Annotated in this window: 16 protein-coding genes; 6 read left to right on the top strand and 10 right to left on the bottom strand. The window is 50.2% G+C overall.

Features of this window, described 5'->3' with window-relative positions:
- Positions 1 to 12 precede the first annotated feature (12 nt).
- The gene (gene cobZ / locus MTBMA_RS07290; protein ID WP_394295878.1) at positions 13 to 855 is read right to left on the bottom strand and encodes an alpha-ribazole phosphatase CobZ; all 843 of its coding nucleotides are present in this window, start codon (positions 853 to 855) and stop codon (positions 13 to 15) included.
- Between the two features lie 115 nt (positions 856 to 970).
- Between cobZ and MTBMA_RS07285 the strand changes: the two genes are divergently transcribed.
- The 4 genes from MTBMA_RS07285 (at position 971) to MTBMA_RS07270 (ending at position 4,110) form a co-directional block, all read left to right on the top strand.
- Positions 971 to 1,303 carry an MJ1244 family protein gene (locus tag MTBMA_RS07285; protein WP_013296284.1) on the top strand — a complete coding sequence of 111 codons (333 nt, stop codon included), beginning with the start codon at positions 971 to 973 and terminating at the stop codon, positions 1,301 to 1,303.
- Between the two features lie 16 nt (positions 1,304 to 1,319).
- Entirely contained in the window at positions 1,320 to 2,531 is a 1,212-nt protein-coding gene (gene larC / locus MTBMA_RS07280; RefSeq protein WP_013296283.1) for a nickel pincer cofactor biosynthesis protein LarC, read from the top strand.
- Positions 2,532 to 2,600: 69 nt separating this feature from the next.
- Positions 2,601 to 3,272 (top strand): 7-cyano-7-deazaguanine synthase QueC, encoded by a 672-nt coding sequence (gene queC, locus MTBMA_RS07275; protein ID WP_013296282.1) that lies wholly within the window; start codon positions 2,601 to 2,603, stop codon positions 3,270 to 3,272.
- A 172-nt stretch (positions 3,273 to 3,444) separates the two neighbouring features.
- Positions 3,445 to 4,110: an energy-coupling factor ABC transporter permease gene (locus MTBMA_RS07270; RefSeq protein WP_013296281.1), complete on the top strand. Its 666-nt coding sequence runs from the start codon at positions 3,445 to 3,447 to the stop codon at positions 4,108 to 4,110.
- A 211-nt stretch (positions 4,111 to 4,321) separates the two neighbouring features.
- On the opposite strand, the gene oadA is transcribed toward MTBMA_RS07270, so the two are convergent.
- Positions 4,322 to 6,028: a sodium-extruding oxaloacetate decarboxylase subunit alpha gene (oadA, locus tag MTBMA_RS07265; protein WP_013296280.1), complete on the bottom strand. Its 1,707-nt coding sequence runs from the start codon at positions 6,026 to 6,028 to the stop codon at positions 4,322 to 4,324.
- A gap of 174 nt (positions 6,029 to 6,202) precedes the next feature.
- On the opposite strand from oadA, the gene MTBMA_RS07260 reads away from it, so the two are divergent.
- Positions 6,203 to 6,388: an ATP-binding protein gene (locus tag MTBMA_RS07260; protein ID WP_013296279.1), complete on the top strand. Its 186-nt coding sequence runs from the start codon at positions 6,203 to 6,205 to the stop codon at positions 6,386 to 6,388.
- 94 nt (positions 6,389 to 6,482) lie between these two features.
- Here MTBMA_RS07260 and MTBMA_RS07255 read toward each other — a convergent pair whose 3' ends face one another.
- The 5 genes from MTBMA_RS07255 to MTBMA_RS07235 form a co-directional block, all read right to left on the bottom strand.
- On the bottom strand, positions 6,483 to 7,580 hold the full coding sequence (locus MTBMA_RS07255) for an inositol-3-phosphate synthase (RefSeq protein WP_013296278.1): 1,098 nt from the start codon (positions 7,578 to 7,580) through the stop codon (positions 6,483 to 6,485).
- Between the two features lie 118 nt (positions 7,581 to 7,698).
- On the bottom strand, positions 7,699 to 8,559 hold the full coding sequence (locus MTBMA_RS07250; protein ID WP_013296277.1) for a hypothetical protein: 861 nt from the start codon (positions 8,557 to 8,559) through the stop codon (positions 7,699 to 7,701).
- A 36-nt stretch (positions 8,560 to 8,595) separates the two neighbouring features.
- The gene (locus MTBMA_RS07245) at positions 8,596 to 9,375 is read right to left on the bottom strand and encodes an MBL fold metallo-hydrolase (protein ID WP_013296276.1); all 780 of its coding nucleotides are present in this window, start codon (positions 9,373 to 9,375) and stop codon (positions 8,596 to 8,598) included.
- Positions 9,347 to 9,949: a nucleoside/nucleotide kinase family protein gene (locus tag MTBMA_RS07240; protein WP_013296275.1), complete on the bottom strand. Its 603-nt coding sequence runs from the start codon at positions 9,947 to 9,949 to the stop codon at positions 9,347 to 9,349. Before MTBMA_RS07240 ends, MTBMA_RS07245 begins: the two co-directional genes overlap by 29 nt.
- Positions 9,946 to 10,626, bottom strand: coding sequence for a diacylglycerol/polyprenol kinase family protein (locus MTBMA_RS07235; RefSeq protein WP_238523366.1), 681 nt, complete (start codon positions 10,624 to 10,626; stop codon positions 9,946 to 9,948). The genes MTBMA_RS07240 and MTBMA_RS07235 overlap by 4 nt, the downstream gene beginning before the upstream one ends.
- 107 nt (positions 10,627 to 10,733) lie before the next feature.
- Between MTBMA_RS07235 and MTBMA_RS07230 the strand changes: the two genes are divergently transcribed.
- Positions 10,734 to 11,582 (top strand): UbiA family prenyltransferase, encoded by an 849-nt coding sequence (locus MTBMA_RS07230; RefSeq protein WP_013296273.1) that lies wholly within the window; start codon positions 10,734 to 10,736, stop codon positions 11,580 to 11,582.
- 211 nt (positions 11,583 to 11,793) lie between these two features.
- Here MTBMA_RS07230 and MTBMA_RS07225 read toward each other — a convergent pair whose 3' ends face one another.
- From MTBMA_RS07225 to MTBMA_RS07215, 3 genes are all read right to left on the bottom strand, one after another.
- The gene (locus tag MTBMA_RS07225) at positions 11,794 to 12,270 is read right to left on the bottom strand and encodes a pyridoxamine 5'-phosphate oxidase family protein (protein WP_013296272.1); all 477 of its coding nucleotides are present in this window, start codon (positions 12,268 to 12,270) and stop codon (positions 11,794 to 11,796) included.
- Between the two features lie 3 nt (positions 12,271 to 12,273).
- Positions 12,274 to 13,620: an MBL fold metallo-hydrolase gene (locus tag MTBMA_RS07220; protein WP_013296271.1), complete on the bottom strand. Its 1,347-nt coding sequence runs from the start codon at positions 13,618 to 13,620 to the stop codon at positions 12,274 to 12,276.
- A gap of 612 nt (positions 13,621 to 14,232) precedes the next feature.
- Positions 14,233 to 16,221 (bottom strand): MEDS domain-containing protein, encoded by a 1,989-nt coding sequence (locus MTBMA_RS07215; RefSeq protein ID WP_013296269.1) that lies wholly within the window; start codon positions 16,219 to 16,221, stop codon positions 14,233 to 14,235.
- Positions 16,222 to 16,227 lie beyond the last annotated feature (6 nt).

Raw genomic sequence — 16,227 nt, 5'->3', positions numbered from 1 at the left:
TAAAAACCACCATCACTCAAAAAGCCTTGACATGCAGCCTGCTATGAGCCCCGCCACCGCATCATCCACCATGGGTCCGAGTTCCCCTATCACCCCGGGTTTCTCCTCATCGTAGCGTTTGAAGTTGAATATTGCCTTGGTGCCGGCCACCTGATTCGCAACCGCCATCCCGATCACCTCATCACTGTAGAGGTAGGCGGGATCATCTGTCAGGTCCACTCCAAGTATCCTCCTTCTTCTGATGTCATCCTCAATATGCAGTGCCGCGGCGAGGAGCACGCGGACGTTCAGATCCCCCAGCGCACGTTTTATCTCTGACCCCAGCCTCTCCCTCAGTTCATCCGTGACCTCAACCCCAACCACTAGCTCCATACCAGCATCGATCATGGCATCAGCTGTCACACCATGCCCCGCCAGGAGTTCCTCAACCCCAGGCCCCTCAAGGAGCATGTTCTGAGATGAAAGCCTGATGGACTTCCTCAGGTCAGGCGCACTGAATCCATCATCACCGGGCATGGAGACCACGGTTACCCGGGGCTCCAGGATTTCTCTGAGTAACCCCAGGGCTGATGTTACTTCACTCACAGCAAGCTGCAGGATTTCAGGTATGCGGTCACCGCACCGCTCCCCACAAACCACAATTACATGGGGGAAATCTCCAGCAGAGAATACCGAGAGCACTTTACCGGCACATGCAACCTCAGGGGGTCCTGAAAGCTCAAGGGTAACATCAGAGGACTTTTTCATGGTTCTGGAGGCAATTACAAGGCCTGGTTCTGCCCTCACCCTCACAAGATCAGATTCTATTACAATTTCTGCACCGTTAAGATTTAACTTTTCATTCAAGGGTTTCACCTTCAGATATAGGCACCTTTTCTCAGCGGGATCATCCAGACACCGGTACCGGCACCATTTTATTCCTCATCAGATTTATTATCTACACACCACATATCTATATAGGGTGATATTAATGAAGGTGCATCTACGGGTATTCGTGGAGGTTGAGAACCTTGGTCGCGTCATGAACATACTGGCAGATGAGGGCGTCACAGGTTTCTACATAGTTGAATACAAGGGTGTCTCCCCAACAGAGTGGAAGGGATTCTCAATCAAGGAGGACCCCAAATCAGCAATCTCACTCATACATGACTATGCAAGGGACGCGGTCCTGGTATGCTCGGTGGTTGACGAGGAGCTCGTTGACCCCATAGTGGCGAGGTTCAGCAGGGAACTTGGTGATGAGAAGTACACCATAATAGAGATACCCATAAGGAGAATAATAGTCAATTCACCACCAGAGTGATCCGAACGGTGCTTGAATGGTAACGGTCATAGACCCCCAGCTTGCAGGGGTATCAGGTAACATGATGGTGGGGGCCCTCATAGACCTGGGGGCCCACCCTGAGCGTACAGCGGAGGTCATGGAGGAGGCAGCATCCCACTTTGGCGGGGCCAGCGTGGAGGTGTCAGAGGTTAAGAGGTCAGGCCTCCGGGCAACCCATGTGGATGTGAGGACAGACGAATCCCTAAGCATAGGCTACATGGAATTTTTAAAACGCCTTGAGAGGATAGATAACCCCTCAATTGATGGGGAGATGCTATCAATGGCAAGGGCAGTCTTCCATACCATGGCACAGGCAGAGGCCACGGTGCATGGTTTGAAACTGGATGAGGTCCACTTCCATGAGGTTGGAGCTGCAGATGCAGTTGCAGATGTCCTGGGGACGGTATTTGCCTATTTTGACCTCAACCTTCACAGGGATACCGTCTACACATTACCTGTGGCGCTTGGGGGAGGGACAGTGAGCGGTGCCCATGGAAAGATACCTCTCCCTGCACCGGCCACTGTTGAGATACTCAGGGGGTTTCCTGTGACCGGAGGCCCGGTTGAGCTGGAGCTTGCAACACCCACAGGCGCCGCGCTCCTTGTTAACATGGTGAGGGAATACAGGAGGTTCTACCCTCCAATGGAGATCCAGGCCACAGGTTACGGTGCAGGGGACATGGATCCAGACTTCCCTAATGTTCTGAGGGTGGTGAGGGGCTCAGAGGCTGTGCACCATGACACAGTAACGTTACTTGAGACCAATGTGGATCACCTCAGCGGTGAGGTCCTGGGCAACCTCTTCGAGAGCCTCATGGATGCAGGTGCCCTTGACGTTACACTCACACCGGTTATAATGAAGAAAAACCGTCCAGGACAGCTAATAAGGGTAATATGCAGGGAGAATGACCATGAAATGATACTCAAGCACCTGTTCTCTGAGACAGGAACCCTTGGTGTGAGGATATTCCCCCAGGTTCACAGGGGCGTCCTTGAGAGGAGAATCATGGAGGCCGAGGTTGATATAAAGGGGAGAAGAAGGGCCAGGTTCAAGGTGGGCCTCCTTGGATCAAGGGTTGTGAATGCAAGGATAGAATACGAGGATGCAAGGAGGATATCACTTGAAACAGGGGTACCCCTCAGGGATGTCATGGAAATGGCCGAGAAACAGTTCAGAGATTTCATGAAGGATAAGGATAAAGAATAATTATGAGATGGGGGAAACCTGAGATGAGAATGTCAATAGGAATACGGGTAGAACATAGGGAGGCTTCTGATGAGTAGTGCGATCAGCATACTATCAGCTGGCATGGACTCTGCAGTTGCAACAGCACTGCTAGCATCTGAATATGAGATCCACGCTTTAACATTCGATTACGGCCAGAGAAGTGCCGCCATGGAGATTGAACACGCCAGAAAACTTGCGAAGCACCTTGGCATTGAGCATACAACAATTGAACTCCCCTGGCTTGGAAGACTTGGGGGTTCCGCCCTCACAGCGGGGGGTGAGATACCCTCACCAGCAGATCTTGATGACAGGGAGGAGTGCCTTGAGACGGCAAGGAGGGTCTGGGTACCCGGGAGGAACATAGTCTTCACAGCTATTGGCGTTTCCTTTGCAGAGGCCCTGGATGCGGATGCAGTTATAGTGGGGTGGGACCTTGAGGAGGCCGAGACCTTTCCCGACAACTCTGCAGAGTTTCTTGATGCGTTCAACAGGCTTCTGGGTATAGGCACGCTGCGGGGTGTTGAGGTGAGGGCGCCACTCATAGGTATGACCAAGAGGGAGATCGTTGAGGTTGGTTCTGCTGTGGGTCTGCCCTTTGAGTTGACCTACTCATGTTACAGTGGAGGTGAGGTTCACTGTGGTGTCTGCGAGTCCTGTATGAGGAGGAGGAGGGCCTTCAAACTTGCAGGTGTTGATGATCCCACAGAATACCTTGAATAGAGGGCTGTACCTCACACTGGAGGCTTATTATAGTTTTTTCTTGACATAGGCTCTTTAACTGAGGGAAGGTCGGGGGGGCATCTGTTTTTTCTTAACCCCAGACTCTAGATGAGAGAACCAGGAATACTTTTTTATGTATTCATATTATATTATCACCTTGAGGTGATGGTGAATGAACATACCTGATGGTTTTATCCCTGCCTGGCAGTTGGTCTTCTACAATGTAACTGCAACTGCGGTACTCGTCCTGAGCATCGCATGGGTGATAAGGGGTCTTCTGTCCATGAAGAGGGATGAGGGAGCACATGATGTGAACCTTACAGGTTATCTCCTGATCATGTTAACTGCACCACCTTTAATCTTCTTAATCCAGGCTTTCTGCATACCTGTACCCTACGGCGTACCGCTTACCCTTAACGGGGCCGCTCTGCTTTCAGTAATCCTTAAAAACCCCTTCCTGGCATTTATCCTCATGTCTGCTGTCATGCTTGTACAGTCCATCTTCTTTGGCTTTGGTGGAGTAACATCACTTGGCGCAAACATGATCGGTATGGGGGTTCCTGGGTGTTTCCTGGGATTCTACATCTACAGCAGGGCAATTGGGGGTTCGGGGGGAAGGAGGGTTCTTTCAGGATTCATTGCAGGTTTTGCATCATATGTGCTGGCAGGTATCCTCACAGGCATCCAGCTTGGGGCTGCAGGTGTATTCCCCATCATGAGGTCAGTGGTGAGTATGGGGATCTATTCAGCAACATGGGGCCTCCTTGAGGGTTTACTTACGGCCGCTGGCTGCATCATCATGTCATCATGGATTGAGCGGGTCTGGGATCTTCACTGATCAGCTGTTTCATGGATTTACCTGAATCAGCTGATACTGAGGTCAGGATAAAAAATAGAAGAAGGGTCCTGAGAAAATAGATGAGTGCAATTCCACATGCCAGTTAAGGGATGCAGAGGAATCTCCTGGACATAAAAGTAGGTATTTGGCCCCATATTGAAGCAGAACCCGCAGGTGTCTGCTATGGCCATGGTGTAAAAATATAAAAATTTTATTTTATGACCATGAGGATGTCACCTGTCTCAACCCTTTCGCCCTCACCTGTGTATATCCTCTCAACAACGCCACCATGGGGTGTCTGGATGTCGTTCTCCATCTTCATGGCCTCAACAACAGCCACAACATCCCCTGCATTCACAGCGTCACCCTCACTGACCTTCAGCTTCACAACCATCCCCTGCATAGTTGACCTGACGGCACCCTCAACGTCCACGGGTTCTGGTTCAGCCTCCTCGATGGTCATGTATCCTGTGGGCACGACCTTGACGTTGAATTCGTCACCGTCCACCTCAACATGGAAGACCGTTGGCACATCACCGGCGGGTGCCCTTTCCTCCACCGGGGGCTCTAGCGGTTCCTCCTCCACCTCTCCCCTCAGGAATTTGGGTGCTATGGCAGGGTAAAGTGCGAGGGTCAGTATATCCTCCTCCTTCTCTATTATGCCCATCTCCTCACCCCTCTTCCAGCATTCCTCGTACTGGGGCTTGAGGATGTCTGCGGGTCTGCAGTCGATGGGCTCCTCATCGCCGATTACCTTCCTTGCGACCTCCTCATTTACAGGTGCGGGCGGCCTACCATAGAGTCCCCTGAAGTAGTCCTTCACCTCATTGGTGACCATACTGTACCTTTCGCCGCTTAAGACATTCATAACAGCCTGTATACCCACTATCTGGCTCGTCGGGGTTACAAGTGGCGGGTAACCCATGTCCTTCCTGACACGGGGCATCTCCTCAAGTACCTCCTCGTACCTGTCAAGGGCGTTCTGTTCCTTGAGCTGTGCAACAAGGTTTGATAGCATACCCCCGGGTATCTGGTAGATAAGGACGTCTGTGTCGATCTGCTCGGCGATGGGGTCCAGTATGCTGCTGTACTTCTTTCTGATCTCCTCGAAGTACTTCTTGATGTTCTTCAGGATCTTGAGGTCGAGTCCGGTATCATAGGGGGTGTCCCTGAGGGCAGCAACGAGGCTCTCGGTTGGAGGCTGTGATGCACCCCATGATAGGGGGGATATTGCGGTGTCAAGGATATCAACCCCCGCCTCACAGGCCGCATAGTAACTCATGGGTGTCATACCGCTTGTGCAGTGGCAGTGAAGATTTACCATGAGGTCTGTTTCCTCTTTAAGGGTGCTTACAAGTTCGTAGGCATCGTGGGGTGAAATTAAACCAGCCATATCCTTAATGGCAACCGAGTCACATTCAAGGGCCTCCAGTTCCCTTGCAAAGTCCACGTAACTTTCAAGTGTATGGTAGGGACTTATGGTGTAGCAGATAACCCCCTGGACATGGGCGCCCTGTTCCCTGGCAACCTTTATGGCGTACTCCATGTTCCTGAGGTCATTAAGGGCGTCGAATATCCTGAACACATCAACGCCGTTTTCATATGACTTCTCAATGAACTTCCTTACGATGTCATCGGGGTAGTGCTTGTAACCCACCAGGTTCTGACCGCGAAGGAGCATCTGTATCGGAGTCCTTCTTATGTGCTCCTTGAGTCTCTGCAGCCTCTCCCATGGATCCTCGTTCAGGTAACGTATGCAGGTATCGAAGGTTGCGCCTCCCCACGCCTCCAGTGAGAAGAAACCAGCCCTGTCCATCTCCTCTGCGATGGGTATCATGTCCCTTGTCCGGAGACGAGTTGCAAGAAGTGACTGGTGCGCATCCCTGAATGCTGTTTCAACGACCTTTATCCCTTTCATCGTGACCCTCTCATGAGATCATTTAATCCTTTATATACATAGTAGGAACTTCCTTAAATACACCGCAGATGTATTAATTCTCTATAAATTTATCCCAATGGCTGAAATGGTTATAAGGAATGAGATACTAATCCTAACCATTAAATTTACAACAAATATTAAGGGAGAATCAAAATGGCAAAGATAATCATAGATTATGATGAATGTGATGCATGCGGAGAATGTGTCGATGTATGCCCGATGGAGGTACTCATAATAGTTGACGGTAAACTCAAGGTCCAGCACCCTGAGGAGTGCAATGAATGTGAGGTATGCATGGACGTATGCCCAAATGAGTGCATAGAGGTTGAGGAGGACTGATCCTCAGCCAGATAACTCCTTTTTATAAACCTTTTATAAAAATAGTTTGATTGAGGATTTTTTCTGGATCCATCCAGAAATTGAGATTATTGGGTTATCTCTCTCTTTTACCCTCAATGAACTCATCCACCATACCGGCGGCAACATCATCTGTGTACTGCACCGGCGGATGTTTCATGGTATAGGCTGATATTGATGTAAGTGTTCCGCCCACGCCACGGTCAATGGCGAGTTTGCAGCACCTTATGGCGTCGATGACGCATCCAGCAGAGTTGGGTGAGTCCTCAACACTCAGCCTCAGCTCAAGGTTCATGGGTACATCCCCGAAGAGCCTGCCCTCCATCCTGAGGAAGCAGATCTTATTGTCCTTCTGCCAGGGTATGTAGTCGCTGGGGCCTATGTGGATGTTCTCCTCATCCAGCCGTTCCTCACCCAGTATTGACTGAACTGCTTCAGTCTTGGATTCCTTCTTTGAGTCAAGCCTGTCACGGTTGAGCATGTTGAGGAAGTCCGTGTTCCCACCGGTGTTTATCTGGTAGGTCCGATCAAGCCTGACACCCCTCTTTTTGAAGAGATTTGCGAGGGTTCTGTGGGTTATGGTGGCTCCAAGCTGGGCCTTTATATCATCACCAACAATTGGTATCCCTCTGTCCTCAAATCTGGCGGCCCATTTAGGGTCACTGGCTATGAAGACAGGCATGTTGTTTATGTAGGCGACCCCGGCCTCGAGGGCGCAGTCAGCATAGAACCTTGCAGCCTCCTCTGATCCCACGGGTAGATAGTTGAGTAGTATCTCAGCCCCGCTTTCCCTGAGGACCTCCACAACATCAACGGGTTCGGCGTCTGCCACAACGAAGGTCTGATCTTCAGGGTAATTCTTCATGTGGGGCGCCACACCATCAAGGACGTGCCCCATGGATACCTCAACACCCATCTCGGGTATATCATCACAGAATACAGTCGTGCAGTTTGGGGGTGCAAATATGGCCTCACTCACGTCTTTCCCGACCTTTCTTTTATCCACATCGAAGGCCGCCACAACCTCAATGTCCCCTGGCCTGTAACCCCCAATATCCCAGTGCATGAGTCCTATTGAATCACGGGCATCCTTGTTACGGTAATAGTATATCCCCTGAATCAGGGAGCTGGCACAGTTTCCCACACCGACTATTGCAATCTTTATCTTATCCAATTGAAACACCTTTCAGAGATTTGTGATAATCATAAAATCAAGGCTATAAATTGATCAACTTACTTTTTAAGATTTGCATATTAAACTATTAAATGTTTCGCCCCTTTTCTGGTGGGAATCACCAATTCACGATTGAGGCCTTTAGAATAATCAGGATTATCCATGAGGCAAGGAGGACACTTTCCCTGAACTTACTGTGTTCTGGAAGCCCCCTATCAAACCTCCAGGTAAGTATAACGATTAAAATTAGTGAAAGGTTAATGAGGTTTCCCATTATATTTAGCGGGTTTCTGAGGTGGGTGGGTATCCACCCTGTAACGATTAAAAGAATTCCTGCCCATAGAATCCATCTGATGTCCCTGTGTTCGTTCTCTGAAAGGTAACCGCGCCATGAGAGGAGGAGAAGCACAATGAATGACCCCATCCCCATGGCCATGCCCAGAAACTGGAGGAGATTGAGGAGTACGGGAACACCGAACACCTCTGACTTCAGGATGGGGAGAAGGAAAATGGCGTTCAGGGCCTCATCCGGCGGGAAGGATTCCTCCTCCCCAATGGCAAGGACGTAACTCCCCCTGTTATTCTGATTACTCACCCTGAGGTAGTATGTGCCCGCCCCAACGGTCCTGTTGAATTCAGGGCCCTTAAAGTAACTGTCACCACCAAACTCCTCGAAGTAGGGGCTCCAGGAACTCAGGTTACCATCAAGTGTCCCTATAACCTTACCATCCTTTATTATATCCACAGAGACGGCCTCTGCATCAGGTGAGAGCGGAACCAGAATATTAACATACAGTCTAAAGGGGCTCCCTGAATCAACCCTGAAGTAGACGGGTTCCCCCTCAAGTTCACCATAGAATGCCTGTGACACCTCTGGGTTCTTGACTGTAACCTCATCATCACTCACAAGGCGGGGCTGGTGTGCATATGCGCCCTGAATGAGTATTAAGAGTATGATGAGGATGATGGCCCGCTTCATGGTATTATATCTGCACGTCTCCTTTAATAAGATCTCTCATGTGATGATTTCCGTCCCTGTCTGGAGTGGATTGACATTAACTGGACCCTCAGCAAGACTGAGCCGTGCCTCCTCTGATGTGCAGTGACCAGTGTAGACTGGACCTCTAACAAATTCTCCAAGCCTGGATGCAACCCCCTCTGAGGGTCCCTCAAGGTGGAAACCACCCACAAGAAGATCCACGGGTTTATGAAAGATGTCATAGGCCTTACTGACAATGTTGAGTATGCCGTTGTGGGAGCAACCCGTTATTAGGTTAAGATGACCCTCATCTTCAATGACAATGGCCAGTTCATCGGAAAAGCTGTCAGGAACAGGTTCGCCATTTAAACATTCAAAGAGAGCCCTGTTACCAGCGGGTTTCTCGAAAAGATCTCTAAAGTCCCGGATCACCGTGAAACCTGGAAAACTCTCAGTTTTAGAGATGAACTTTATCCTGTCGTCGTGGATTTCCTCTAGGCCTATGAACCTCCAGCCACCATTAACGGCATAGCGTGGTGTAAATGCCCCCTCCCCCAGGAGGACATCTGCAGAGTCATTGATTTCGAGGAAATACCTTAGTCCACCCCCATGGTCATAGTGGCCGTGTGATATAACTGCCACATCCACATCCCTGAGGTCAACGCCCAGTCTTCTGGCATTCTCTGCAAAGAGTCTGCTCTGCCCCATATCAAAGAGTATCCTGATGTCAGACTCGATGTACAGTGAGAGGCCATGTTCACCCATCAGGGGATCCTTTGGGGTGTCCTCAACAAGGCAGATAATTTTCAGAAGCATCACCATCCAGGAGGTCAAGTATCTCGTCTATCCTTCGCTGCACATCAGCTATGGAGTCCTCTGTGTTTATTATGTACCAGTCACTGGCAAGCCTGAGGGCCTTTTGCCTTGTCCTTGTGAGGTCCTCCAGGTTCTCGAACATCTCATGTTCATCCCTCTCCATTAACCTTCTCAGGGATTCCTCAGGTGATACGTCGAGGAAGAACATGTACTTGGTGGTGGGGAGGACCCCTGAGAGCAGGCGGTACATTATTGATGCCAGCGGCCCCGGAAGGTAGGCCACACCCATGAGGTACCTTGAGAATATGAGGGTGTCGGGGCCGGGGTTGGAGCGCCAGTGGTAGAGCCAGAGGGACCTTATGACGTCAAGCGCATAGAAAACTGCGGCCCTGATGTGGTTAATCCTTCCCCCAATGAGGAGGGCCTTCCTGGCCCTTTTACCGTAGGGGTTATCCTCCTCAGGGTGGGACCTGAATATTACGCGCTCACCACGCTCAAGGTACCTCCTTCTTATGAGTTCGGCGTGGGTGTCCTTCCCTGCCCCGTCAAGGCCATCTATGACTATGAACCTCAAACAGACATTCCCCCGAGGATTATGTAGGCTGCAACTGCCCCGAAGCATGCTGTCAGGTTGTCAAGGCCCCGGGGGGTGAGGGCCTCCAGTACCGTTGATACCAGGGCGACCCCCAGTATGATAACCGGGGTAATGTTCTGTGAGTAGTAGATTAGGACCACGGGCAGCGTCACCATGAGGGTGAGGAACATCCCAAGGGAACCCTCCAGGCTCTTCCTGTCCCCCAGTACACTGAATGTTGTCCTGCCGAACCTCTCACCTATAAGGCTTGCAAGGCCGTCACCATAGGACATGGCGGCTATTCCTATACCCGTGACCCAGGGGGTGTTGAAGAATAGGTAGGCCAGCACGGTCCAGGATACGGAGTAGTAGACGAGGCCGAGGCCATGGCCATAGGAGGAAGCCCTGTGCTTTATCTTCAGTGGTGAGTAGGGGCTTATGAGGAATGTGAGGGGTATGAATGGTGCCGCCGCCAGGAATGTTATAACCAGCCGGCTATCAAAGAGGGGTAATATAAATAGGATGTTACCAACCATTATATGTACAAACTTCCGGCTCAGGTTTGGTCTATCACCAAGGAGCCTCTCGGATACAATCAGTAAAACCGCAACATACAGATATACCATCAGAAGTCCAAGAATGTCACTGCCGCTCATAGGAATTATGGAGTAACTCAAGGTATAAGTGGCTTTTGATTTATCATGATTGATATATTTAAAAGCTGCGAGTAATTCAGGTATGCTGGACTTTTATGGGTAGGTGTAGAGCTGATGGAGGTTTTCGCATGAACCCTTACATTGAGATACTGAGACCAGTAAACGCTGTCATGGCGGTAATAACCGTTATACTCATGGCCCTCATTGCCGGCAGGTTTGATGTTGATGTTCTTATTGCCTGCATCATTGTTTTCACGGCCACAGGTGCAGGTAATGTGATAAATGACTACTTTGACCATGAAATTGATAGAATCAACAGGCCATCACGCCCCATACCATCAGGGAGGATCACAAGAAGGGCTGCAGGGACCTATTCGGCCTTACTTTTTGTTTTAGCGTCAGCACTGGGGTTCTACCTTGGCCCCCTGCCCGGTCTTGTGGTGGCTTCAAGTTCCCTGCTCATGGTGTACTATGCCCGGAGCCTCAAGAAGAGGTGCCTTGTTGGCAACATAACCATATCCTTTCTAACAGGGATGAGCTTCGTATTTGGTGGCATAGTTGTCGGTGAGCTCTCTGCCTCCATTTACCTTGGAATCTATGCCTTCCTAATGACCATGGCGAGGGAGATAGTCAAGGACATGGAGGACGTGGAGGGGGACCAGGTTGAGGGTGCAACCACTCTCCCCATAACACATGGCATGAGGGTTTCAGGGATCCTTGCGGCTGCCTTCATGTTATCCGCTAGCCTCACAAGCCCAAGCCTTTACATTATTGGGATATTTTCAATCCTTTATATCCCTGTCCTTGCAGTTGCAGTGCTTTTCTTCCTGAGGGCAGCCTTCATGATACTCAAAGTCCAGGATAGGGAAACTGCCTCACGTGTTTCAGGACTCATAAAGGCAGGGATGGCGGTGACGTTCCTGGCATTTGCTGCTGGAAGCGGCACCGTAACAGGGATGGCTGCCATGGTAATTTAGATGTCACAAAAAATATGAGATGGGTGAAATTATTCACAAAAAACCTTTAGTCTATGTGAAGAAGAATGAGTAGCAGGGTAGGTGAAGGAGTAGATGTTCATCCCCCCAACCTTCATTTAACTCCTTCAACACCCTAAACTTTTTCTACATTTAACCCCCCTAACCTGTTCCAGGTGGCCAAACACCTGGAACCACTTACACTCATTTACCTCTACTCACCGCTTTTTATGCCCACAATATCAACCACATCCACCAGTTTCCATACATAGGAACGGTCCATCTCCACAAGGCATGTCAGAGGATCCTCAGGCGAATGACCAAAGGCCTTCAGGATGTTCCTTGATAAGCCGTGCTTCTCTATGAGGTCAGCAAACATCCTCTTAACCCTCTTCCTTGTTGAGGGGTCCTTCTCCTCGACTATCTGCCCCTGCAGTGTAACGAAGCGATAATCTGATAGATCATCCTCGTAGTGTTCTATCTCCACTGCGACATAGGGGTTTTTCTTGAGGAGCTCTATCTTCCTCCCGTACCTTGTTGAGAGGAAGTAGATGTGTTCCCCATCGAATACATAGAGGAAGGGGGCTATGTATGGATAGTCACCGTTGAAGGCTATCCTGCTCATGAAGTTGTCCCTTATGAACTCATCGTATTCCTCCCTGCTCATGAGGGGGATCTTGACCATAGTCATTACTCACACCTCCACCACAGGGTAACCTGCCCTCAGCCATGCGCCGATACCCCCAAGTACAGTTGTGGTGCTGAAACCATGACTCTCAAGTATGCTGGCAGCTATCGTTGACTTGTAACCTGAATCACAGTATATAACCACGTCCTTCTCGGGGATCATGTCAACGTTATCAGGGAGATCCCCCACCCAGATGTGCTCTGAGCCCTCAATATGGAACCTCTCCCTGTCTGTGATCTTACGCACATCAAGGAGGAAGATGTCACCTTCAAGTTCTCTGAGTTCATGGACGCTCATGGACCTTATGGCATTAAACTCGAGTCCAGCCATGTACCAGGAGGGGAATCCCCCTGCAAGGTAACCTGCCATGTTATCATAGCCGAGCCTTATAAGGGACCTCCTCACAGATTCAACACCCCTCCCATCATCAACCACAAGTACAGGGTCGTCGTAGTTGAGGAAGTAACCTGCAAAGGCTGCGAATCCGTCCTGCCAGATGTTCAGACTTCCGGGTATGTGGCCAGATGAGAAGCTTGTGGGGTTCCGGACATCAACCACCTGGGCGCTTTCAGCCAGCAGTTCCCTGAATTCAGGGACAGGGAGGGCTTCAAGGTTGGGGTTCTCCACAGGAGCACCCCTCAGGTTGTTCTCCTCCATCCTCCGGAAGTATGGTGGTGTGTAGAGTCTCTCGGAAATCTTGTGTTCAGTGAACTCGTCCCTTCCCATCTGCAGGTAGGGGTTTGTGAGCCTCTCATACCCAACCGTTGTTGTATCCATGTCCCTTATGTCCGCCCCGCAGACCGAACCTGCTCCATGGGCCGGGCAGACCACAACATGGTCTCCCAGGGGGATTATCTTCTCATGTATGCTATCATAGAGCAACCCTGCGGTTTCAGGGATTTTTTCGGGTCCAAAGAAATCAACACGCCCTGTTTCACCAGCGAATAGCACGTCACCGGTGAAGACCATCAGGCATTCATCTGAGACGGTGGTATCACGCACAGCCACCGATATGCTCTCATAGGTGTGCCCGGGTGTTTCAAGGACCTCCAGTTCAAGGTTCCCCAGTCTGAAGGTGTCACCCTCAACCACAGCCGTACCATACTCGAAATCCAGATGCGCCCCGTGGAGTATCTCAGCATCCACGTACCGCGCCAGTTCCACAGAGCCAATGGTGTAGTCCTCATTGCGGTGGGTTTCAAAGATGTACCTGATGTTCACGCTGTTTTTTTCTGCAAGTTCAAGGTACACGTCCACATCCCTTCTTGGATCCACAACAGCAGCCTCGCCACCAGATGCAAGAAAATAGGAATTATGGGATAGCCCCTCCGACCTTATTATCTCGAATATCATGCACCTCACCGGCTAATTAATATGTAAACCGGCTTATTTATCATTTTCCAGAGCAGGGAATAGTTCGGTGAAGTGCCCTGTGGAGTTTCAAGGGGATTTTTCCGGGACCAGCTCTTCATTCCAGGACGTCAGGGGTTCCTGGTCCACGGATCAACCCTCCATGAAAGGTACGCACATGATAGGGCATGGTGACAACCATAAGAGACGTGGTACCGGCTAAGCAGCACTGAAGGTTCTTAATGGAGAAGGTAAAAGATAGATGAAAACAGACTTACTTACAACCATATGCCGCCCCTCTTTAATTGGTCGGCATGAAACCACTCGCCAGAAGAAGTCCGCCGGCAAGAAACAGTATTGAGGGACATCAGGGATCCCGGCCACAACACTGACAGCCGCTGGAGGATCACCGGGAGGTCCGATTTAATGGTTTTTTTGGTGTACACGTCAACGTCCTCATGGTCATGGGATGAGGTCACATTCACAGGAGATGATGGTCCTGGTGTGAACATCAACGTCGATCTTCAGGACATTACCTCTCCTTAACATTCAGTTTTTCTGTGCCGGGAAAATCGTCACTTAATTGGGTTTTTGGACAATGCAATAGTTTAACATTCAGTTTTTCTGTGCCGGGAAAACAAGGCTCACCCGCACGCCATCATCCCCCCTGATTCTGAGTTCACCATCGAGCTGCGATGCAAGGTTCCTCATAAGATCCATGCCAAGGCCGCCGCTGGTATCTGTATCAAAGTCCGCTGGAAGACCGGGTCCGTCATCCTCAACCTCCACATGGACCATGCCCTCCCTCGAAAATAGGCGTATGATGAGTTCACCTTCACCTGATTTGAACGCATGCTTCATGGAGTTGGTGACGGCCTCGTTGACTATTAAACCTGCCGGTATGGCCCTGTTTATATCCAGGTGAATGTCCTCCATATCGTAATTAACCGATATCCTTTTTTCAGGATAATTTGACCTTATCTCAGATACGAGGTCAATTATGTACTCTGAGAATGGTAGGTCAGCAAGGCTCTCTGACTGGTACAGTTTCTCATGTATCATGGCCATGGACTTGACACGGTTAACACTATCGGTGAATACGTCGGCAGCCCTCTCATCCTGGATAGAGCATCTCTGGAGGTTAAGGAGGCTGGATATTATCTGGAGGTTGTTTTTGACCCTGTGATGTATCTCCCTGAGCATCACCTCCTTCTCCCTGAGGGACCTCTTCAGGGAAATCTCATATTCACGGAGCCTGGTTATATCATGGAGTCTGATAAGGAGGGATTTTCTGCCCTCCCAGACAGTGTCTGTCACCATCATCTCAGCCACCCGCACCTGGCCGTCAGCAGAAAGGACCCTGATCTCCGGTATCTCCCTCCTGAGGGGTACTCCGATGTGCCCACCCCTGTAATCGGGGGGCCAGCCAAAGAACTTTCTGCCAGCAGGGTTTGAGTAGAGGAGTTTGCCATCCAGATCCACTATCACCATGGGCTCCGGGCTGTTCTCAACGATACCCAAGAAGTTGTTCCTCGAGGTTTCAATGTCCCGCTCATACACCTTTCTCTGTGTTATATCAACTGCAAAGCCACCGACACCCCTTCTACCATCGGGCAGCTTAAAACCAAATTTGTATACCCCGTAGACCCTGCCCTTAACTTCCTCCTCAGTGTAGGATTCACCGTCCCTCAGGGCAATCCTGTCGGACTCAAGGCAGGCCTCAGCGGCCTCTCTGTCCATCAGATCAAAGTCGGTCTTTCCGGTGATATCCTCTGTTCCCACAAGCTCTGAAAACCTGCTGTTTGCAATCACGTACCTTGACCTGAAATCCTTGAGGAACACTATCCATGGACTGTGGTTTATGAACTCATCATAGAGCTTTTTGATGTTTTCAAGGGACCTTAAAAGTTCATTCTCCCTTTTTATATTCTCGAGCCAGTTATCCACCTCCCTCTCACATTCTTCACCGCTGAGGATAAGCTCCGGGCTTATATAGTATGGGTTTCTGTACACACCTGAGTTCCAGACAACTATGGGGTGGGTGAGCAGGACTCCCCTGATCACATCGGGGCTGAAGAGTTGCCTGTGGTACTGGCAGATGGCAAGGCAGTCAGATCCCGGGAAGAAATTGTTGAGTCTGGCCTCATACTCTATCAGCCTTTCGCTCCCGGGGAGGCCCCTGAGGACCCAGCTCATTTCACCGGTAACCCTGAGGCCAGTGAAGCCCTCGGCAACCGCATTTTCTGTTTCGGATTCAAGGAGGTCAAGCATCCTTTCAGGGTCAAAGAAACCCCCCTCTGTGTAAGCCTCAGTTTCATTCATTATCCTGAGGCTCCCTCCGGCTTCAAACATGGAAACAGGGATCTTCCTGCCGAGCTCCTCCCTGATGGTTTCGCATGTCCTCTGGCTGGCTATGTATATGCACCTCTCATCCCTCCTGAGGCCCTCGATGATGAAGGGAACAATGATCCTCCTCCACTCAGCCTCATCATCGTATATGATGCAGATATGGTCCCCTGCTTCCATACCCCTGATGAGTGATAGGGTATCCTCCTCTCTCCTCTCATCAATGAGGTCATTGATCCTCCTGATTGCATTCTCCATACCATG

This window comes from Methanothermobacter marburgensis str. Marburg (assembly GCF_000145295.1).
Lineage (GTDB): Archaea > Methanobacteriota > Methanobacteria > Methanobacteriales > Methanothermobacteraceae > Methanothermobacter > Methanothermobacter marburgensis.
This window is presented reverse-complemented; position numbering and strand designations above follow the sequence as displayed.